The organism is Halorientalis sp. LT38 (genome assembly GCF_037031225.1).
GTDB lineage: Archaea > Halobacteriota > Halobacteria > Halobacteriales > Haloarculaceae > Halorientalis > Halorientalis halophila.
The window spans coordinates 406,050-420,743 of sequence record NZ_JAYEZN010000001.1 but is presented as its reverse complement, the minus strand read 5'-3'; the positions used below and the strand labels follow the sequence as shown (position 1 = coordinate 420,743).

General features: G+C 68.6%; 17 protein-coding genes. 7 read left to right on the top strand and 10 right to left on the bottom strand.

Translation table 11 applies throughout. The features are described from left to right. Positions 1–84: 84 nt before the first annotated feature. Positions 85–1,278, top strand: coding sequence for a M24 family metallopeptidase (locus U5918_RS02255; protein ID WP_335999157.1), 1,194 nt, complete (start codon positions 85–87; stop codon positions 1,276–1,278). On the opposite strand, the gene U5918_RS02250 is transcribed toward U5918_RS02255, so the two are convergent. Beyond that, a complete protein-coding gene (locus U5918_RS02250) occupies positions 1,254–2,048 on the bottom strand; it encodes a DUF7537 family lipoprotein (RefSeq protein WP_335999156.1) in 795 nt (264 codons plus the stop codon). The two genes, U5918_RS02255 and U5918_RS02250, sit on opposite strands and share 25 nt — an antisense overlap. 89 nt (positions 2,049–2,137) lie before the next feature. Here U5918_RS02250 and U5918_RS02245 point away from each other — a divergent pair, with 89 nt between their 5' ends. Both U5918_RS02245 and U5918_RS02240 read left to right on the top strand, forming a co-directional pair. Next, positions 2,138–2,884: a prephenate dehydrogenase/arogenate dehydrogenase family protein gene (locus U5918_RS02245; protein ID WP_335999155.1), complete on the top strand. Its 747-nt coding sequence runs from the start codon at positions 2,138–2,140 to the stop codon at positions 2,882–2,884. After that, on the top strand, positions 2,881–4,296 hold the full coding sequence (locus U5918_RS02240) for a small ribosomal subunit Rsm22 family protein (protein ID WP_335999154.1): 1,416 nt from the start codon (positions 2,881–2,883) through the stop codon (positions 4,294–4,296). The genes U5918_RS02245 and U5918_RS02240 overlap by 4 nt, the downstream gene beginning before the upstream one ends. 1 nt (position 4,297) lies before the next feature. Here U5918_RS02240 and U5918_RS02235 read toward each other — a convergent pair whose 3' ends face one another. Then, positions 4,298–4,603 carry an amastin family protein gene (locus U5918_RS02235; RefSeq protein WP_335999153.1) on the bottom strand — a complete coding sequence of 102 codons (306 nt, stop codon included), beginning with the start codon at positions 4,601–4,603 and terminating at the stop codon, positions 4,298–4,300. 103 nt (positions 4,604–4,706) lie between these two features. Here U5918_RS02235 and surE point away from each other — a divergent pair, with 103 nt between their 5' ends. After that, entirely contained in the window at positions 4,707–5,510 is an 804-nt protein-coding gene (gene surE, locus U5918_RS02230) for a 5'/3'-nucleotidase SurE (protein WP_335999152.1), read from the top strand. A gap of 12 nt (positions 5,511–5,522) precedes the next feature. Here the strand turns inward: surE and U5918_RS02225 are convergent, their stop codons facing one another. Continuing rightward, positions 5,523–6,893 carry a hypothetical protein gene (locus U5918_RS02225; RefSeq protein WP_335999151.1) on the bottom strand — a complete coding sequence of 457 codons (1,371 nt, stop codon included), beginning with the start codon at positions 6,891–6,893 and terminating at the stop codon, positions 5,523–5,525. A 330-nt stretch (positions 6,894–7,223) separates the two neighbouring features. Between U5918_RS02225 and U5918_RS02220 the strand changes: the two genes are divergently transcribed. From U5918_RS02220 to U5918_RS02210, 3 genes are all read left to right on the top strand, one after another. Then, entirely contained in the window at positions 7,224–7,469 is a 246-nt protein-coding gene (locus tag U5918_RS02220; protein WP_335999149.1) for a DUF7120 family protein, read from the top strand. A gap of 68 nt (positions 7,470–7,537) precedes the next feature. Further along, the gene (locus U5918_RS02215) at positions 7,538–8,218 is read left to right on the top strand and encodes a carbonic anhydrase (RefSeq protein ID WP_335999147.1); all 681 of its coding nucleotides are present in this window, start codon (positions 7,538–7,540) and stop codon (positions 8,216–8,218) included. 67 nt (positions 8,219–8,285) lie between these two features. After that, entirely contained in the window at positions 8,286–8,564 is a 279-nt protein-coding gene (locus U5918_RS02210) for a PadR family transcriptional regulator (protein WP_335999146.1), read from the top strand. Positions 8,565–8,571: 7 nt separating this feature from the next. Here U5918_RS02210 and U5918_RS02205 read toward each other — a convergent pair whose 3' ends face one another. The 7 genes from U5918_RS02205 to U5918_RS02175 form a co-directional block, all read right to left on the bottom strand. Beyond that, entirely contained in the window at positions 8,572–9,015 is a 444-nt protein-coding gene (locus U5918_RS02205; protein ID WP_335999144.1) for a hypothetical protein, read from the bottom strand. Positions 9,016–9,087: 72 nt separating this feature from the next. Next, a complete protein-coding gene (locus U5918_RS02200; RefSeq protein WP_335999142.1) occupies positions 9,088–9,423 on the bottom strand; it encodes a hypothetical protein in 336 nt (111 codons plus the stop codon). 54 nt (positions 9,424–9,477) lie between these two features. Next, positions 9,478–10,143 carry a helix-turn-helix domain-containing protein gene (locus tag U5918_RS02195; RefSeq protein WP_335999140.1) on the bottom strand — a complete coding sequence of 222 codons (666 nt, stop codon included), beginning with the start codon at positions 10,141–10,143 and terminating at the stop codon, positions 9,478–9,480. A gap of 45 nt (positions 10,144–10,188) precedes the next feature. Continuing rightward, positions 10,189–10,515 carry a hypothetical protein gene (locus tag U5918_RS02190; protein ID WP_335999138.1) on the bottom strand — a complete coding sequence of 109 codons (327 nt, stop codon included), beginning with the start codon at positions 10,513–10,515 and terminating at the stop codon, positions 10,189–10,191. Between the two features lie 81 nt (positions 10,516–10,596). Then, complete coding sequence (locus U5918_RS02185) at positions 10,597–12,303, bottom strand: GMC family oxidoreductase N-terminal domain-containing protein (RefSeq protein WP_335999137.1); 1,707 nt, start codon at positions 12,301–12,303, stop codon at positions 10,597–10,599. Then, on the bottom strand, positions 12,294–13,346 hold the full coding sequence (locus U5918_RS02180; protein WP_335999135.1) for a hypothetical protein: 1,053 nt from the start codon (positions 13,344–13,346) through the stop codon (positions 12,294–12,296). Before U5918_RS02180 ends, U5918_RS02185 begins: the two co-directional genes overlap by 10 nt. A gap of 202 nt (positions 13,347–13,548) precedes the next feature. Further along, complete coding sequence (locus tag U5918_RS02175; RefSeq protein WP_335999134.1) at positions 13,549–14,691, bottom strand: acyl-CoA dehydrogenase; 1,143 nt, start codon at positions 14,689–14,691, stop codon at positions 13,549–13,551. Between the last annotated feature and the right edge of the window lie 3 nt (positions 14,692–14,694).

The window sequence follows — 14,694 nt, the reverse complement described above, 5'->3', positions numbered from 1 at the left end:
GTCGCGGCCGCCCGCCATGAGGGTACCGGACCCGAGCGTCGGCGGACCCCCGAGGTTTAGTCCCTCGCCCTCGGACTCCGGCGTATGGAACCCGATCTCTCGCCGCTCGACGCCTTCCTCGCGGAGGCCGGCGTCGACGGCTTCCTGATCGACGCCGCCGGCGACGACTCGGACCAGTTCTACCTCTCGGGCTTCGACGCGCCCGACCCGTTCCACACGCTCTACGACGGGGACGTTCACTTGCTCGTCTCCAGTCTGGAGTACGGCCGCGCGAAGTCAGAGAGCCGGGCGGTCACGGTCGATCGTCACGTCGACTACGACATGCCCGCGCTGGTGGAAGAACACGGTCGCCTCGAAGGCGGTCGACGCGTCCTCGCCGCCTTTCTCGACGACCGCGACGTCGAGTCGATCGCCGTCCCCGCGCGCTTCCCCCTCGCGACGGCCGACGGCCTGCGCGAACAGGGAATCGAGGTCCGGACGCCCGAGGCACCGCCGATCGGTCGCGGCGGGACCAACGTGATCGGCGAGATTCGCGCGAGCAAGACCGACGCAGAGATCGGCCACGTCAGGGCCGCCCAGAAGGCCAACGAAGCCGCGATGAAAGCCGCCGAGGACCTCCTGCGCGCCGCCACGGTCGACGACGGCGTCCTCCGCCACGAGGGCGGCCCCCTCACGAGCGAGCGCGTGCAAGAGGAGATCGAAGTGACCCTGCTCCGGCACGGCTGTGCCCTCGACGAGACCATCGTTGCCTGCGGGGCCGACGCCGCGGATCCTCACGACCGCGGGAGCGGCCCCCTCGCGGCCGACGAACCGATCATCGTCGACATCTTCCCGCGCGACAAGGCCACGAAGTACCACGCCGACATGACGCGGACGTTCCTGAAGGGCGAGCCGTCCGACGATATCCGTCGCTGGTACGACCTGACCGCCGAGGCCAAACGGGCGGCTCTCGACGCGGTCGAACCGGGCGCGACTGGCGCTGCCGTTCACGACGCGGTCTGTGACGTCTACGAGGACGCCGGAGAACCGACGCTCCGGAGCGACGAGACCACGGAGACGGGGTTCATCCACAACACGGGCCACGGCGTCGGACTCGACGTCCACGAACAGCCCCTCGTCGGCCCCGGTGGCGAGGAACTGGAACCGGGCCACGTGATCACGATCGAACCCGGGCTCTACGACCCGGCGGTCGGCGGCGTCCGGATCGAGGACATCGTCGTCGTCACCGAGGGCGGCTACGAGAACCTCACCGACTATCCCGAACGGCTCGTGGTCTGATTTTCCGACCGGGAGGTCGAGATCGCTCCGCTGCGCGCCTCGTCGAACCACGCTGGCTCGTCGATCGTCACGTTCCCCACTCGTTCGATCCGGTAGTCGACGGCGTAGACGAACGGTTCGCCGGATTGGGTGCCGCGCAGATCGATCGTCGCCCGCCGGATGATCCCGTTCTGATCGATCAGGATTCGGCCCGACGAATCGTTCAGCGTCACCGTGGCGTTGGGCCCGGTCGCGGGTTCGGTCAGGTCGAAGGCGGCGTAGCGCTCGCCGTCGCGAGTGACGTTGCCGGCCCGCTCGAAGGTCCCGAACTCGTAGATAGTGGCGAGCCGCCGGACCCGGATCCCGCTCCCGTGGACCGCTGCGAAGCTCACGTTTCGCGCGCCGAGGTCGGTGATGTTGTACTCGGTGGTGCCGTTGACGTTCACGCGAGTGTACAGCTCCTGGCCCGCGAGGTACCTGTCGAGGCTACCGTTGGGCGATTCGGTCCGGATCAGCTGTCGTTCGCCGACCGGATCGCTCGATACATTGACGGTGGCGTTGCGACGCCGATCGGGGGTCCGGATCTCGAGGTCGATCCCCAGATCGTAGCTCTCGTTCGCCAGCGCGGCCGAGTGATCGTCCAGCCGTTCGTAGGGGATTCCGGTGTCCTGTGGTCCATCGGAGGAATTCGATGGGGAGGACGGCGTGGTCGGATCTTCGGCCACCCACGAACACCCCGCCAGCAGCGTCACCGCGGCCAGCGCGACCGCCAGCAGCACCCGCCTGTCCATACCGGATAGCGTCAACGCGACGGCAAAAGGGTGCCGTCCTTGTCGCGGACCCGAACCCCTTTTGCACGGGCCGGGGTTATCGAGGCGCAATGAACGTACTCGTGGTCGGTGCCGGCGCGATGGGCCGGTGGTTCGCCGACGCGGTCCGGGCGGGCGCCGAGGACGTGACGGTCGCCTTCGCCGATCCGGACGAGGCAGCGGCCGAGGCCGCCGCGGACGCGGTCGACGGACGGACGGTCCCGCTCGACACGGCCGAGCAGTTCACGGCGGTCTGCATCGCGGTCCCCATCCCGGTCGCCGTCGAGGCGATCGCCGAGCACGCCGAGCGGGCCGAGCGGGCCGTGATCGACGTCACGGGCGTCGCCGCCGAGCCGGTCGCCGCGATGGCCGAACACGCCCCCGACCGCGAACGACTGAGCCTCCACCCGCTGTTCGCGCCGGAGAACGAACCCGGGAACGTCGCCGCCGTCGTCGACGCCGCCGGACCGACGACCGAGGCCGTCCGGGACGCCCTCACTGCGCGGGGCAACACCGTCTTCGAGACGACGGCGGCGGAACACGATCGGGCGATGGAGACCGTCCAGGCGAAGGCCCACGCGGCGATCCTCGCTTTCGGCCTGGTCGCCGATCCGGTCCCCGAGGAGTTCCAGACGCCGGTTTCGGACGTGCTGTTCGACCTGCTCGACCAGGTCTCCGGCGGCGACCCGCGCGTCTACGCCGACATCCAGGCGGCCTTCGACGGCGCGGGGGACGTCGCCGACGCCGCGGCCGAGCTCGGGGCGGCCGACGACGAAGAGTTCGAGTCGCTGTACCGGGAGGTGCGCGACCGGCGATGAACGCCGACCAGCGGGAGGGAGTCCGAGACAACGCGCGGTACCTCCGGGAGGTCCGCCCCATCGATCCCGAGGAGATCCAGGAGTACGTCGAGGACCAGCCACACCCCGCCGCGATCGCGCAGGTGCTGCGGGAGGAGGCCTTCGACCTCGGCCTGCTCGAAAACGACGATGGCACCTTCGAACCGGTCGAGGAAGGCCCCGTCTCCGTGCAGTTCCACGGCGTCGAGGCGCTCCCGTCGGCCTACTCCACGGCGCTCGAGGACCTGTTCGTCGAACAGTACGGGCCGGGGTGGCCGGACGGGGAGTCGGGCGACGCCATCCGCGAGCGGATCCGCGACTTCAAGACCGACTACCTCTGGGGCAACGACGTCGACTACGACGCGGAGACGGCGCTTTCCTACGCGCTCTATCACCTCCCCGACTACTACGCGGTCGTCCAGTACGTCCTCGCGGACCTGATCGCGGACGGCCTGCTCCCGAAGCGTCTCCGCGTGCTCGACGTGGGCGCTGGCGTCGGCGGCCCCGCGCTCGGCCTGGCCGACCTCCTGCCCGACGACGCGCTGGTCGACTACCACGCCGTCGAGCCCAGCGCGGCGACCGACGTCCTCACCCACCTGCTCGACGAGACCGGGCGCAACTTCCACGCGACGGTCCACGAGACGACCGCGGAGGCCTTCGAGCCCGATGGGGAGTACGACCTCGTGCTGTTCGCGAACGTCCTGAGCGAACTCGTCGATCCGGTTGCGGTCGTGGAACGGTACCGGGAGGCCGTGGCCGAGGACGGATCGCTCGTCGGACTCGCACCCGCGGACCGGGAGACGGCGATCGGCCTCCGCGAGGTCGAACGCGCCGTCGAGGACGGGCTGACCGTCTACGCGCCGACCGTTCGGCTCTGGCCGTCGGCGACGCCCGAAGACGAGGGCTGGTCCTTCGACGTCGCGCCGGACCTCGACGTGCCCGCCTTCCAGCGACGGCTGGACGAGGCGGCTTCGGATCCGGACCACGACCCCGGCGAATTCGTCAACGTCGACGTCCAGTACGCCTACGCGATCCTCCGCCCGGACGGGCGTCGCCGGATCGACTTCACCCCGTCGGTCAGCGAGTTCGCGCGGATGGCCGACATGGACGACCACGTCTCTAACCGGATCGACGTCGCGGCGATCAAGCTGAGCCACGACCTGGCCGGCGAGGACGCCAATCCCCTGTTCAAGATCGGCGACGGGAGCGAGCGGGTCGCCCACTACGCGGTGCTCACGAGAGAATCCTCCCTCAACCGGGATCTCGTAACCGCGAGCTACGGGGACTTGCTCGTCTGTGAGAACGTCCTCGCCCTCTGGAACGACGACGAGGAGGCGTACAACCTGGTGGTCGACGGCGAGACCGCCGTGGATCGCGTGCCGGCGGGGGAGTGAGTCACTCCGCCTCGGCGGTCACGGCGCCGGTCTCGAACCACTCGGCGAACGAGCCGAGGGCGAGCAACCAGACGAACGTGAGCGTGCCCGTCCCGAGTACGCCGAGGATCAGCGCGACCCACCACAGCGACGTGCTCTGGAGGATGGCGGTCGTGGCCGCGACGAACGCGAGGAAACTCGTCGCCAGTCCCACGAGCACGAACGCGTTCCGGAGCCGGTCGGCGCGCGTGTCGTCGAACTGATCGAACAGGAGCCACCGACAGCTACCCAGCAGCGACAGATCCTCCGGCGGCGTCTTCTCCGTCATGTGACGTCCTTTCGACACACATCTCATAAACGCTGGCACCGCTTCGACGTTCGAGTGGCCGCTGAACGGTGGGCTTTTGCGACGGCCGTCCGGATTGAGGGCCATGGCCGCGCCGGAGATACTGCTGACGAACGACGACGGCATCGAGAGCGCTGGGTTTCGCGCCCTCTACGACGAACTCTCGGCCGTCGGGAACGTGACGGCCGTCGCGCCGGCGGTCGACAAAAGTGCCGTCGGACGGGCGCTCTCCCACGCCGTCGAGATCCGCGACCACGAACTCGGCTACGCCATCGAAGGGACGCCCGCCGACTGCGTGGTCGCCGGCCTGGGGACGCTGGTCCCGGACGCCGACCTCGTGGTCGCCGGCTGCAACCAGGGCGCGAACCTCGGCGCCTACGTCCTGGGCCGGTCCGGAACGGTCAGCGCGGCCGTCGAGGCCACCTTCTTCGACGTTCCCGCGATCGCCGTCTCGCTGTACGTTCCCGTCGGCGAAGACACCAGCTACTCGGACGTGGAGGTGGAGCAGTCGGCGTACGAGAACGCCGCCCACGCCGCCAGCTATCTCGCCGAGCACGCTGTCGAGGCCGGGGTGTTCGAGCGAGCGGACTACCTCAACGTCAACGCGCCGGTCCCCGATCCGGACCGCGACGGTCCCGCCGAGATGGTCGTCACCGAACCGTCCCGGACCTACATGATGGACGCGGAGCGCGACGGCGGCGAGATCACGCTCCACGACCGCATCTGGGAGCAGATGGCCCAGGGCGAGATTCCCGACCCCGAGGGGACGGACCGACGCGCCGTCGTGGACGGGAAGGTCAGCGTCTCGCCGCTGACGGCCCCGCACACGACCGAACACCACGATGTGCTCGACGGACTCGTCGAGGCGTTCCCGAACGCACTCGATTGAGGACCGACCCGATCACTCGGTCTCCTCGATCTGCTTTTCCTCCTTCAGTTCGATCCGGTCGTCGGTGACGCGCTCGACGTTGGCGCGCCGGATCGGGTAGGTGTCGTCGTCGCGCTCGCCCCAGCCGAGCGAGGCCATGATCCGCTCGGTGATCCCGTGGTGGGGATCGACGTACATGGTCGACCCCTCGACTTTGGTGACCTCTCCCACGTCGTCGCCGCTCGCGTCGACGACTTTCTTGCCGATCTCGTCGTCGCTGAAACCGGTCGCGTGCTCGGCGGACTCCGCGTCGGCCTCCGTCTCGGCCGCCGCGGCGGTGTCGTGTCGCGCCTCCGATTCCTCGACGATCTCGCGGGAGTCGATGATCTCCAGCCCCAGGCGTTCGCCGCTTGTCGGGTCGGCGACCACGCGTTTGCGGTCGACGATCTCGTCCTCGACGGTGCGCCCGCGCTCGAAGTGCGTCCGGATGCGGTCGTCCTCGTGGAACTCGCTCCGGATCTCGCTCTGGGCGAGGACGTCCTCGGTCGTTTGCTCTGTGTCGAAGAGGCCGCCCTCGACGATCGAGCGGTGGAGTCCCTCCACGTCGATGTCGTGGTCCTCGATGGTGTCGTCACCGCTCACCTCGACGCCGGTCACCCGGCTCTCGACGGTGTACTGGTCGGTCAGGGCACGTGTGACGTTCCAGGTCTCCCTGACGTCCAGCTCCGCGCTGTAGGGCAGGTGGTCGGCGTCCAGGGACTCGCCCTCGCCGGTCGTGAGGGACTCGTCCCCGCGAGTCGTCGTCTCGGCTTCCTCACCGACCTCGCTACGACCCTCGCCCACCGATCGCTCGCTCTCGCCGCGAGCGCCGGGCTCGTGCTGCTCGGCCATCGACATGTATCGGTCGTGGTCGAAGCCGTCGGCGTCCGAGACGCCCTCGTCCGCTGTCAGGTCGCAGTGGGAACACTCCCGGTCGACCAGTCGGACGTCGACGACCTCGGAGTCCGTGACGGTCCGGTCGATCAGTTCGCTCTCGACGGTCGCCTCCTCGTGGACGACGGTCTCGACCACCGAGGTCTCCTCGATCTGCGTCGTGATCGTCTCCCCTTCCAGCAGGCGCTCTTCGAACTCCGCGTCGCTGGCGTCCGCTCGTGTCATCGCCGTCTCCCGGTCCATGACTTCCATCGGCCGCTCCCCTTCCGCCCCGTGATAGACGACGACGTGGTCCCCTTCGCCGACCTGGTCGCCGAACTCCTCCCACTCGAGGCGTTCCTGGTCCGCTGTCATCTCGGACTCGGGGACCATCCTGAACTGCTCGCTCTCTCCGCGGTCACCCGGGACCCGTACGGGGACCACGTCGTGGTCCTGTGCCCACTCCTGGATCGTCTCTCGGTCGGTCGACATTCGACGCTCACGGTCTGTCCGCGTATCCTCAGACATAGCGCCCCGATCTGCCACGGCCAGGCGAATAAACGCGGGACATCGTTCGGACGGAAAGGCTGCCTTATCGCCGCTCTCCTGCCGGATCGCAGATCCCAGCGGTCCCGTACGCGGACCTTTCGAGGCGGGGGTTCGCCCTCGAGACGTGCTCGTTCGACCGCTCGCTGGTACCCGACACCTAATCGCGGTCGCCCGATCGACCCGAGCGACGCTCGCGGCCGGCGGCGGCCGACTCGTGGTTCACCCCCACATAGCAGACCCAAACCTTACCTGCCTGTTTCCCTGAGCGAGGATATGGCCAAGATCGAGATGGAGCTGTCAGACCGCGTGGAGAACGACATCGAACGCATGGTCTCCCAGGGCGAGTTCGTCAACTGGGACGAGGCGGTCGAGAAGCTACTCACACAGGGACTGTCGGCCTACGGCCCGGCAGAGGAGCAGACGGACGAACTCGGCGGCGACATGTTCCAGCAGTCCGTCGCCGACCAGCAGGACCCAGCCATGCGCGACGACCCCGGCGAGGACGACTACACGCTCTGAGCGGCACCGCGCCGGAAACTCGCGCCGAAACGAGGTCTTTTACTCCCGGGCGCGGTCAGTTCGCGACGATGAATCAGGTATTCGTCGACCTGCTCGCCGACAACGCGGCCCACGCCGAGACCTTCGACTCCCGGTTCGACGAGGTACAGGACGCCCAGCATCCCGAGGCGGTGACGGTCTGCTGTTCGGACTCGCGGGTCCTCCAGGATCACGTCTGGAACAACGAGACGCCCGGCAAGATCTTCAGTTGCGGAAATATCGGCAACAGAGTCGTCCAGCGGACCGCCGAGGGCGAGGCCGTCTCGGGCGACGTCCTCTACCCGATCGCACACACCGGGACGGAACTGGCCGTCGTCGTCGGCCACACCGGCTGCGGCGCGGTGACGGCGACCTACGACGCGCTGACCGAAGGAGTAGACGAACCCGCCGGCATCGAGCACTGCATCGGCCTGCTGGAACCCCACCTCGAACCCGGCGTCGAGCGACTGCCCGACGACCTCCCGCGGACCGACGCCGTCAACCACCTCGTCGAGTACAACGTCGACCGCCAGGTCGAGTTCCTCCGCGAGAGCGAGGACGTCCCCGACGCCGTCGACGTCGTCGGCGTCGTCTACGACTTCCAGGACGTCTACGGGGGCGACCGCGGTGAGGTCCACGTGATCAACGTCGACGGCGAGACGGGCGTCGAGACCCTGCGGGAGGAGTACCCGGAGATCGCCGAGCGCATCGACCGCCGCTGGGAGTACTGACGGCGCCACCGTCGACTGGCCGCGCGGGTCTCGAAAACCGTAACCCGGTGGCCGTCGGCGTCGTGATATGCGCTGGCTCCAGAGCGGCACCCGCCGGGACGTCTGCGTCCTCCTCGGCGGGGCCGAGGACGGCGAGTTACCCGCCCAGACGCTCAAGACGCGGCTCGAACGCCACTACGACGACCGGATCGAGCCTCGGCAGTTCTACGGTGCGATCGAGGACCTCGAGCGGAAAGGCTTCGTCGAGTCCCGAACCGAGGGGCTGAGCGACGTGTACTCGCTGACCGACGCCGGCGAGCGGCGGCTCCAGGAGCACTACGAGTGGCTTCGCGACCAGCTCGAGTGACCGTCTCCTACCCGCTCAGAATCTCGTCGACGGTCCGGATCCGAACGTCGAGCTCGCCCGACCACGTTCGGCCGAGTTCCGTCAGCAGGTCGTGGACGGGCGCCAGGTGGTCGACCGCGACGGCCTCGTCGACGACCCAGGGGACGACGAGCAGTCCGGACCGGGTCGCGATCACGGGGGCGCTGGTCTCGTCCGAGTCGAATACGAGGAACGGGAACGTCTCCGGTTCGTAGGTGACTGCGTCGAGCCCGAGGCCGAGCACGAGCCCGTCCAGCGGGAGCTCAGCGTCGACGTCCGCGTACGCGATCGAGTCCGACCGCGACAGCGCCGTGAGCGGTTCGTAGGCGGCGCCGTCGCAGGGGTAGTCCCCGTGGAGTGGTTCGCCCAGCGCGGCGAGGACGTCGAATCCGAGTTCGTAAGCCGCAGGGGCGTTCCAGTTGGCTGCGGTCACAGGTGGCCGGCGGTTCACCCGGGCAGGGCTTACGTGTGTCGGACGACCAACAGACGACCCGCGAACCCCACGTCAGTCGTCGCCGCACGCGTCCGGCGACCGTGGGAGGACCGTCCAGGAGACGGAGCCACCGGCGGCCGTCCACTGGTAGACACGCGTTTCCGAGAAGACGATCAGTTCCGTCCGGATGGCCGACTGGTCGAAGTCCGTCTCGGGCAGGGCGGCCACGCTATCGTACCGGCGCTCGCTGGTCTCCGGGTCGGAGGGGATCCCGTCGGTCCGGCGGAGTCGGGCGGCCACGAACCGCTCGTCCTCGAAGGCCGCAGTCACCCGGCTCCTGATCGTCTCGGAATCGTCGTCCAGTCCCGCTTCCACCGCGGCGTCGAACTCGTCTCTGATTCCCGACATCGTCTCCCATTGTCGGTCGAGCGACGGAAGCGACCGGGTTCGATATGCCACGCTTTATGAGGGGTCGACAGGCTCGGGGTCGGCCGCGAGCGTGCGCTCGATGAGGGCCGCGACGGCCCGGCGGACCCGCTGTGAGACTGCCGAGTCCGAGACGCCGAGTTTCGCGGCCAGGTCGGCCTGGCTTATCTCCCGGGGGACCTCGAAGTAGCCCTCGCGGGCGGCCGTCAGGAGCGTGTGGCGCTGTTGCTCGGTCAGGCCGTGGGTGGCGGTGCGGGTCGGCTGGGTCCTGTAGAGCCGTTCGAGACGGTACTCGATCCCGCTGTCGGCGCAGAACTCGCGGAAGGCGGCCAGCGCGTCCCGTTCCGGGACCTGCAACTTGACGAACCAGACGCCGCCTGTACTGTGCATTTCGAGCACCATCCCGCCGAGTTCAGAGACGCGCGGCGTGACCGCGACGACGTCCTCGGTGAGTTCGAGGCGGTACATCCGGACGCCGTCCCGTTCGGCGACGACCGTCGGGGCGGCGACCGTGTAGTCGTCGGCCAGCGCGTCGTCGAACGCGGCGAAGTCCGCGCCGTCGACCAGCACGAAGAACTGGCGCCGCTCGGGGTCCATGGCGGGCTGGAACTCGATGCTGACGCGGGCCTCGGGGTTGGCCTCGATGGTCGGCGTCAGCAAGAGGGTGGGGGAGGAGAGCGCGAGTTCGGCGATGACGAGCACGACGCGCTCTAGCCGCTCGGACCGCTTGACCGTTCCGGCCGCGGATCAGTTCTCGTCCGGGAGGCTCGCCGGATCGCGGGGGAGTCGATCGGGTCCCTGTGCGAACCCGCCGGCTACCCAGTGGTAGACGTGCGTCTCGGTGTAGACGAACAGTTCGTCCCACCCGTCGAACGTGCGGTCGGGTAGTTCCGCCACCGTCTCGAAGCGGTGCCAGCGCTCCTCGGGCGCGTCGAGCGTCCCGACGTTCTCGCGGTAGGCGATCGATTCCGGCGCGGTGTCCACTGCCCCGGCGACCACGTCGCGCACTGTCGGTTCACCGTCCGACGCCACCTGCTCCCGCCCGTCGGCGACCTTGTCGGCTGCTGCCGTCATGTGTGTCCATCACAAGAGACTCGATAGCACAAAGCCTGCGCCTTCGATTATCCGCCTTTCAAGTGGGGGTGTGTGTCGGCGTCAGGTCGAGAGGTACCGGTCGACGATCCGGTCCGCGGTCCGGATCGCCAGCGCCTGGCCGGTGTGGGTGGGGTTCTGCCCGCCGAGCGCGTTCGGGATCACGCTGTGGTCGCCGACGAACAGCCGGTCGACGTCCCTGGACTCACAGCCGGAATCGACGACCTTCCCCATCGCCATCGTCCCGTGGATGTGGATGAGATTCGGCTCCAGGTCGCTGCGGTGGATGTGGTCCGCGCCGGCTTCGTCCAGGAGTTCCGCCGCCGTCCACGCGAGCGAGTCGCGCTTGTAGCGGTCCGAGAGGCTCGGTTCCCAGGTCACCTTCGCCTGCTGGCCGTTCGCGTCCGACATGAGCGGGTCGAGTTCGACCCCGTTTTCCTTCCGGGGCTCGTCGTCGACGCTGAGCAACAGGGTCATCGTCCGGCGGTAATCGCCCATGAACTCCTTGAGGTCCGAGCCGGTGAGTCGCCCGACCGAGTCCCACGGCCGGCCCCAGGTGTCGTTGTCCGCGGCCAGTCCGGCCCGGCTCGATCCAGTGAGGACGCCGTGGAGGCCGGGCGTGTTGCCGACCAGTCCGATGATCCCCTCCTCGGCCTCGACTCGCCCGGCCCAGGTCTGTCCCACGTGGGGCTTCAGTTCGTCCTCGCCGGCGAGGGCTTCGATGGCGTCGGGATCGAACACGCCGTGGACGGCGTCGAACCAGTGATGGGTCAGCCCCTTCCCGAGCCACTCCCGCTCCGGGAGGCCCGAGTTCAGCCACAGCCGCGGCGTTTCGATAGCGCCCGCCGCGAGGACGACTACCTCAGCGTCGACGCGACCCGTCTCGCCGGACCAGGTGTTCCGGAAGTCCACGCCGGTCGCCTCGCCGCCGCTGGTGCGGACGTTCGTCACGAAGGTGTTGGGCTGGATCGTCACGTTTCCGGTGTCCAGCGCCTCGGGCACCCAGCTGACGTTCGCGGACTTCCGGGCCCGCTCCCGGACCGGTGCGCCGCGCGGGGCGTACCCGCCCTGGAAGTCGTCGTTCGCGAGCGTGTCGCCCTCGATCTCCGGGTAGCGGAAGGGGCCGTCGTACGCTCCACCCAACTTCTCGTCCGGCGGGTCGATCAGGCTCGGCGTCGGCCGGTAGCTCGGCAACTGCTCCGCCGTGACGTTCAACTGGTCGTTCAGTTCGTAGCCGGCCGCCTCGGCGGCCCGGTAGAAGGCCGCTTCCTTCGTCGACGTGGCGCCGGGGCCGAAGGCGAACTTCTCCTCGATCAGCCGGTAGTAGTCCACCAGGTCGCCGTAGTCGATGGGCCAGTGCTCCGAGTCGTTCACCGACGGCACTGTGGCGCGCGGGTGATTGCCGTAGTAGTGGAGCGTCGACCCGCCGACGCCGGCGACCTGCGTAATCTTCAGTTCGCCCTCGCTCTGGCGCCCCCACGATCCCTGCGAGCGATCGGCGGGCCCGAACCGGAGCCGCCCCGTGGCGGTGTTGTTCGCGTCGTTCTCCAGGCCGGGGAGCTGTTCGTCGAGCAACTCGCCCGAGAGGTCCTCGGGGTCGGAACTCCGCGTCCCGCCGGGAGCCTCGTGAGGGTCGGGCCACTGCTCGTTGCCGTGCCACGGCCCGGCTTCGAGGAGCAGTACTTCGTGCCCGAGGCTGCCGAGACGCCAGGCCAGCGCGGGGCCGTCGCCGCCCGCGCCGACGACCACCACGTCGGGGCTCAGAACCATCCGTCGTCACCCCCCGTGTCCCAGTCGTTGTCACGGAACGAGTCGATCGGGTACCCCCTGAGCGCCGCGTACCCCTCGGCCGGCCCGGGATATCCGATCTGTCTGTGGCCCTGCACCTCGCCCGGCGGCGTCTCCAGTGTCCGCTCGGTCGGCGGGTCGGTCTTCGACTCGCCGTAGCCGGCCCACTCGTTGTAGTAGCCGAAGTAGGTGAGCGTGAACAGGTTGAGCGCGATGGTCTCGAGCAGGTCCGGGATCGGGAGGATCTCGTCTTCCAGCCCCCCCAGCGGGTCCGAGACGTCGATGACGTACTCGAGACACCTCGCCCGGTCGGTCCCCGAGAGTGTGGTGAAGGTTCCGCCGCTCGGGTACTCCTCGCGGGGTCGCGGGACGTCCTCGTTCTTCCCGCGGTAGACGAAGACCACCGCGAAGAGGTCGAGCACCGCGGCGTAGATCGACGCGATCGACAGCGTCGCGGACTCTTCCTCCGTTCGCTCGACCGAGCCGTCACCGTCGGCGTCCTCCTCGACCGTCAATAGCGACGTTTCCTCCCGGATTTCGAGCGAGATGCCTTCGAGCGATCCGAAGACCTCGTCGCGAGCGACCCCGAGCAGGTCGGCGACCGAGAAGCCAAGCAGCGACTCCAGGCGCGCGACGAGCGATTCGAGGGCGTCCTCGGCCGCCGGCAGATCGACCGCCAGCGCGTCGGCCAGATCGCCCCTGATCTCCTCGATCGACGGGAGGTCGGTCCCGTAGTTCACGTTGTAGATGAGGAACTCCTCCAGCCCGATTTCGACCGCGCCCGGTTCGTGGACGCCGCCGAGCTCGGGGGTCTCCGGGACGATCCCCTCGACCAGCGCCCGGTAGGTCGCCAGCGTGTGGCCGTCGGCGTTCACGGCAGCCGCGGCGAAGCCCGTCGTCGGCACGGAGAGGCCTGCCACTCCCGCCGCGCCGGCCATCACCGATCGCCGCGAGAGTTCGAGGTGGTCGGTCGCCCGTTCGATACCGTCAGTTCGACGTTCGTTGTCCTGTCGCTGGTCCGACATCGTACCCCCTGACACGCCCCACCGCGCGGTGACCGTCGGGGCCTTCCCGCGTTTTCGCTCCTCGGACGCGTCTCTCGACCCGCGATCCCACCCGGGTGTGTCGGCGTTGGTTACAGGTTCGATCGACCGAAGAAATGGGTTTGGGTGCGCATCTGAAGGCGTTTTTACGCGCCGAACGGGTCGAAAACAAGCGGTCCGTTCGTCAGTCGAGGAGCTGCTGGCCGATGGTGTTCCGGAGGACCTCGCTGGTGCCCTCGTAGATCTCGTTGAGCTTGGCGTCGCGGTAGAACCGCTCCATCGGGAAGTCCTTCGTGTAGCCGTAGCCGCCGTGGATCTGGATGCCCTCGTTCGCGACCTCGCGGCTGACCTCGGAGGCGTAGAGCTTGGCCTGTGCGGCCTCCTTGATGAAGTTCTCGCCGCGGATCTTCTTGTCGGCGGCGTCGTGCATCAGCAGACGCGCCGCGCGGGTCTTGGTGTCCATGTCCGCGAGCTTGTGCTGGATGGCCTGGAAGTCCCCGATGCGCTGGCCGAACTGCTCGCGCTCGCCGGCGTAGTCCGTCGCCTCGTCGAGCGCGGCCTGTGCGATCCCGATCGAACGGGCCGCGATGGTGATGCGGCCGCCGTTGAGCGTCTTCAGCGCGTGGACGAAGCCGGCGCCCTCCTCTTCGAGCAGCCGGTCCTCCGGAATGTGCATCTCGTCGAAGCGCAACTCGGCGGTGGGACAGCCCTTGTCGCCGAGTTTGTCCTCCGTGCCCTCGACGATGAAGCCGTCGTCCTCCTCGGGACGGACGATGAAGGAGGAGATGCCCTTGTTCCCCGCGTCGGGGTCGGTCTTCGCGAACAGCGTCACGGTGTCTGCGACCGAGCCGTTGGAGATCCAGAGCTTGTTCCCGTTGACGACGTACTCGTCGCCCTCTTTCTCCGCGGTGGTCTCCATCGCGGGCACGTCCGAGCCGGCGCCGGGCTCCGAGAGCGCGAACGCACCGATGTCCGTCCCCTCGGCCAGCGGCGTGAGGTACTCCTCTTTCTGGGCCTCGTTCCCGAACGCGTAGATCATGTTGCCGGCCAGCGAGATGTGGGCGGCGACGATGGTTCCCAGGCCGCCGGACCCCCGGGCGATCTCCTCGAGGGCCATCGGGTAGGCGTGGTAGTCGAGGCCGGCGCCGCCGTACTCCTCGGGGAAGGGCATGCCCATGAGTCCGAGGTCGGCGAGTTCGTCGACCAGGTCCCAGGGGAACTCGTCTTCCTTGTCGATCTCGGCGGCCCGCGGGACGACCTCCTCGTCCACGAACTCCGAGACCATCTCCTTGATCTGGCGCTGTTCCTGTGAGAGACTGAAGTCCATACC

Coding starts and splice junctions, on each gene's coding strand:
- U5918_RS02255 (WP_335999157.1), top strand. CDS start 85: ATGGAACCCGATCTCTCGCCGCTCGACGCCTTCCTCGCGGAGGCCGGC.
- U5918_RS02250 (WP_335999156.1), bottom strand. CDS start 2,048: ATGGACAGGCGGGTGCTGCTGGCGGTCGCGCTGGCCGCGGTGACGCTG.
- U5918_RS02245 (WP_335999155.1), top strand. CDS start 2,138: ATGAACGTACTCGTGGTCGGTGCCGGCGCGATGGGCCGGTGGTTCGCC.
- U5918_RS02240 (WP_335999154.1), top strand. CDS start 2,881: ATGAACGCCGACCAGCGGGAGGGAGTCCGAGACAACGCGCGGTACCTC.
- U5918_RS02235 (WP_335999153.1), bottom strand. CDS start 4,603: ATGACGGAGAAGACGCCGCCGGAGGATCTGTCGCTGCTGGGTAGCTGT.
- surE (WP_335999152.1), top strand. CDS start 4,707: ATGGCCGCGCCGGAGATACTGCTGACGAACGACGACGGCATCGAGAGC.
- U5918_RS02225 (WP_335999151.1), bottom strand. CDS start 6,893: ATGTCGACCGACCGAGAGACGATCCAGGAGTGGGCACAGGACCACGAC.
- U5918_RS02220 (WP_335999149.1), top strand. CDS start 7,224: ATGGCCAAGATCGAGATGGAGCTGTCAGACCGCGTGGAGAACGACATC.
- U5918_RS02215 (WP_335999147.1), top strand. CDS start 7,538: ATGAATCAGGTATTCGTCGACCTGCTCGCCGACAACGCGGCCCACGCC.
- U5918_RS02210 (WP_335999146.1), top strand. CDS start 8,286: ATGCGCTGGCTCCAGAGCGGCACCCGCCGGGACGTCTGCGTCCTCCTC.
- U5918_RS02200 (WP_335999142.1), bottom strand. CDS start 9,423: ATGTCGGGAATCAGAGACGAGTTCGACGCCGCGGTGGAAGCGGGACTG.
- U5918_RS02190 (WP_335999138.1), bottom strand. CDS start 10,515: ATGACGGCAGCAGCCGACAAGGTCGCCGACGGGCGGGAGCAGGTGGCG.
- U5918_RS02185 (WP_335999137.1), bottom strand. CDS start 12,303: ATGGTTCTGAGCCCCGACGTGGTGGTCGTCGGCGCGGGCGGCGACGGC.
- U5918_RS02180 (WP_335999135.1), bottom strand. CDS start 13,346: ATGTCGGACCAGCGACAGGACAACGAACGTCGAACTGACGGTATCGAA.
- U5918_RS02175 (WP_335999134.1), bottom strand. CDS start 14,691: ATGGACTTCAGTCTCTCACAGGAACAGCGCCAGATCAAGGAGATGGTC.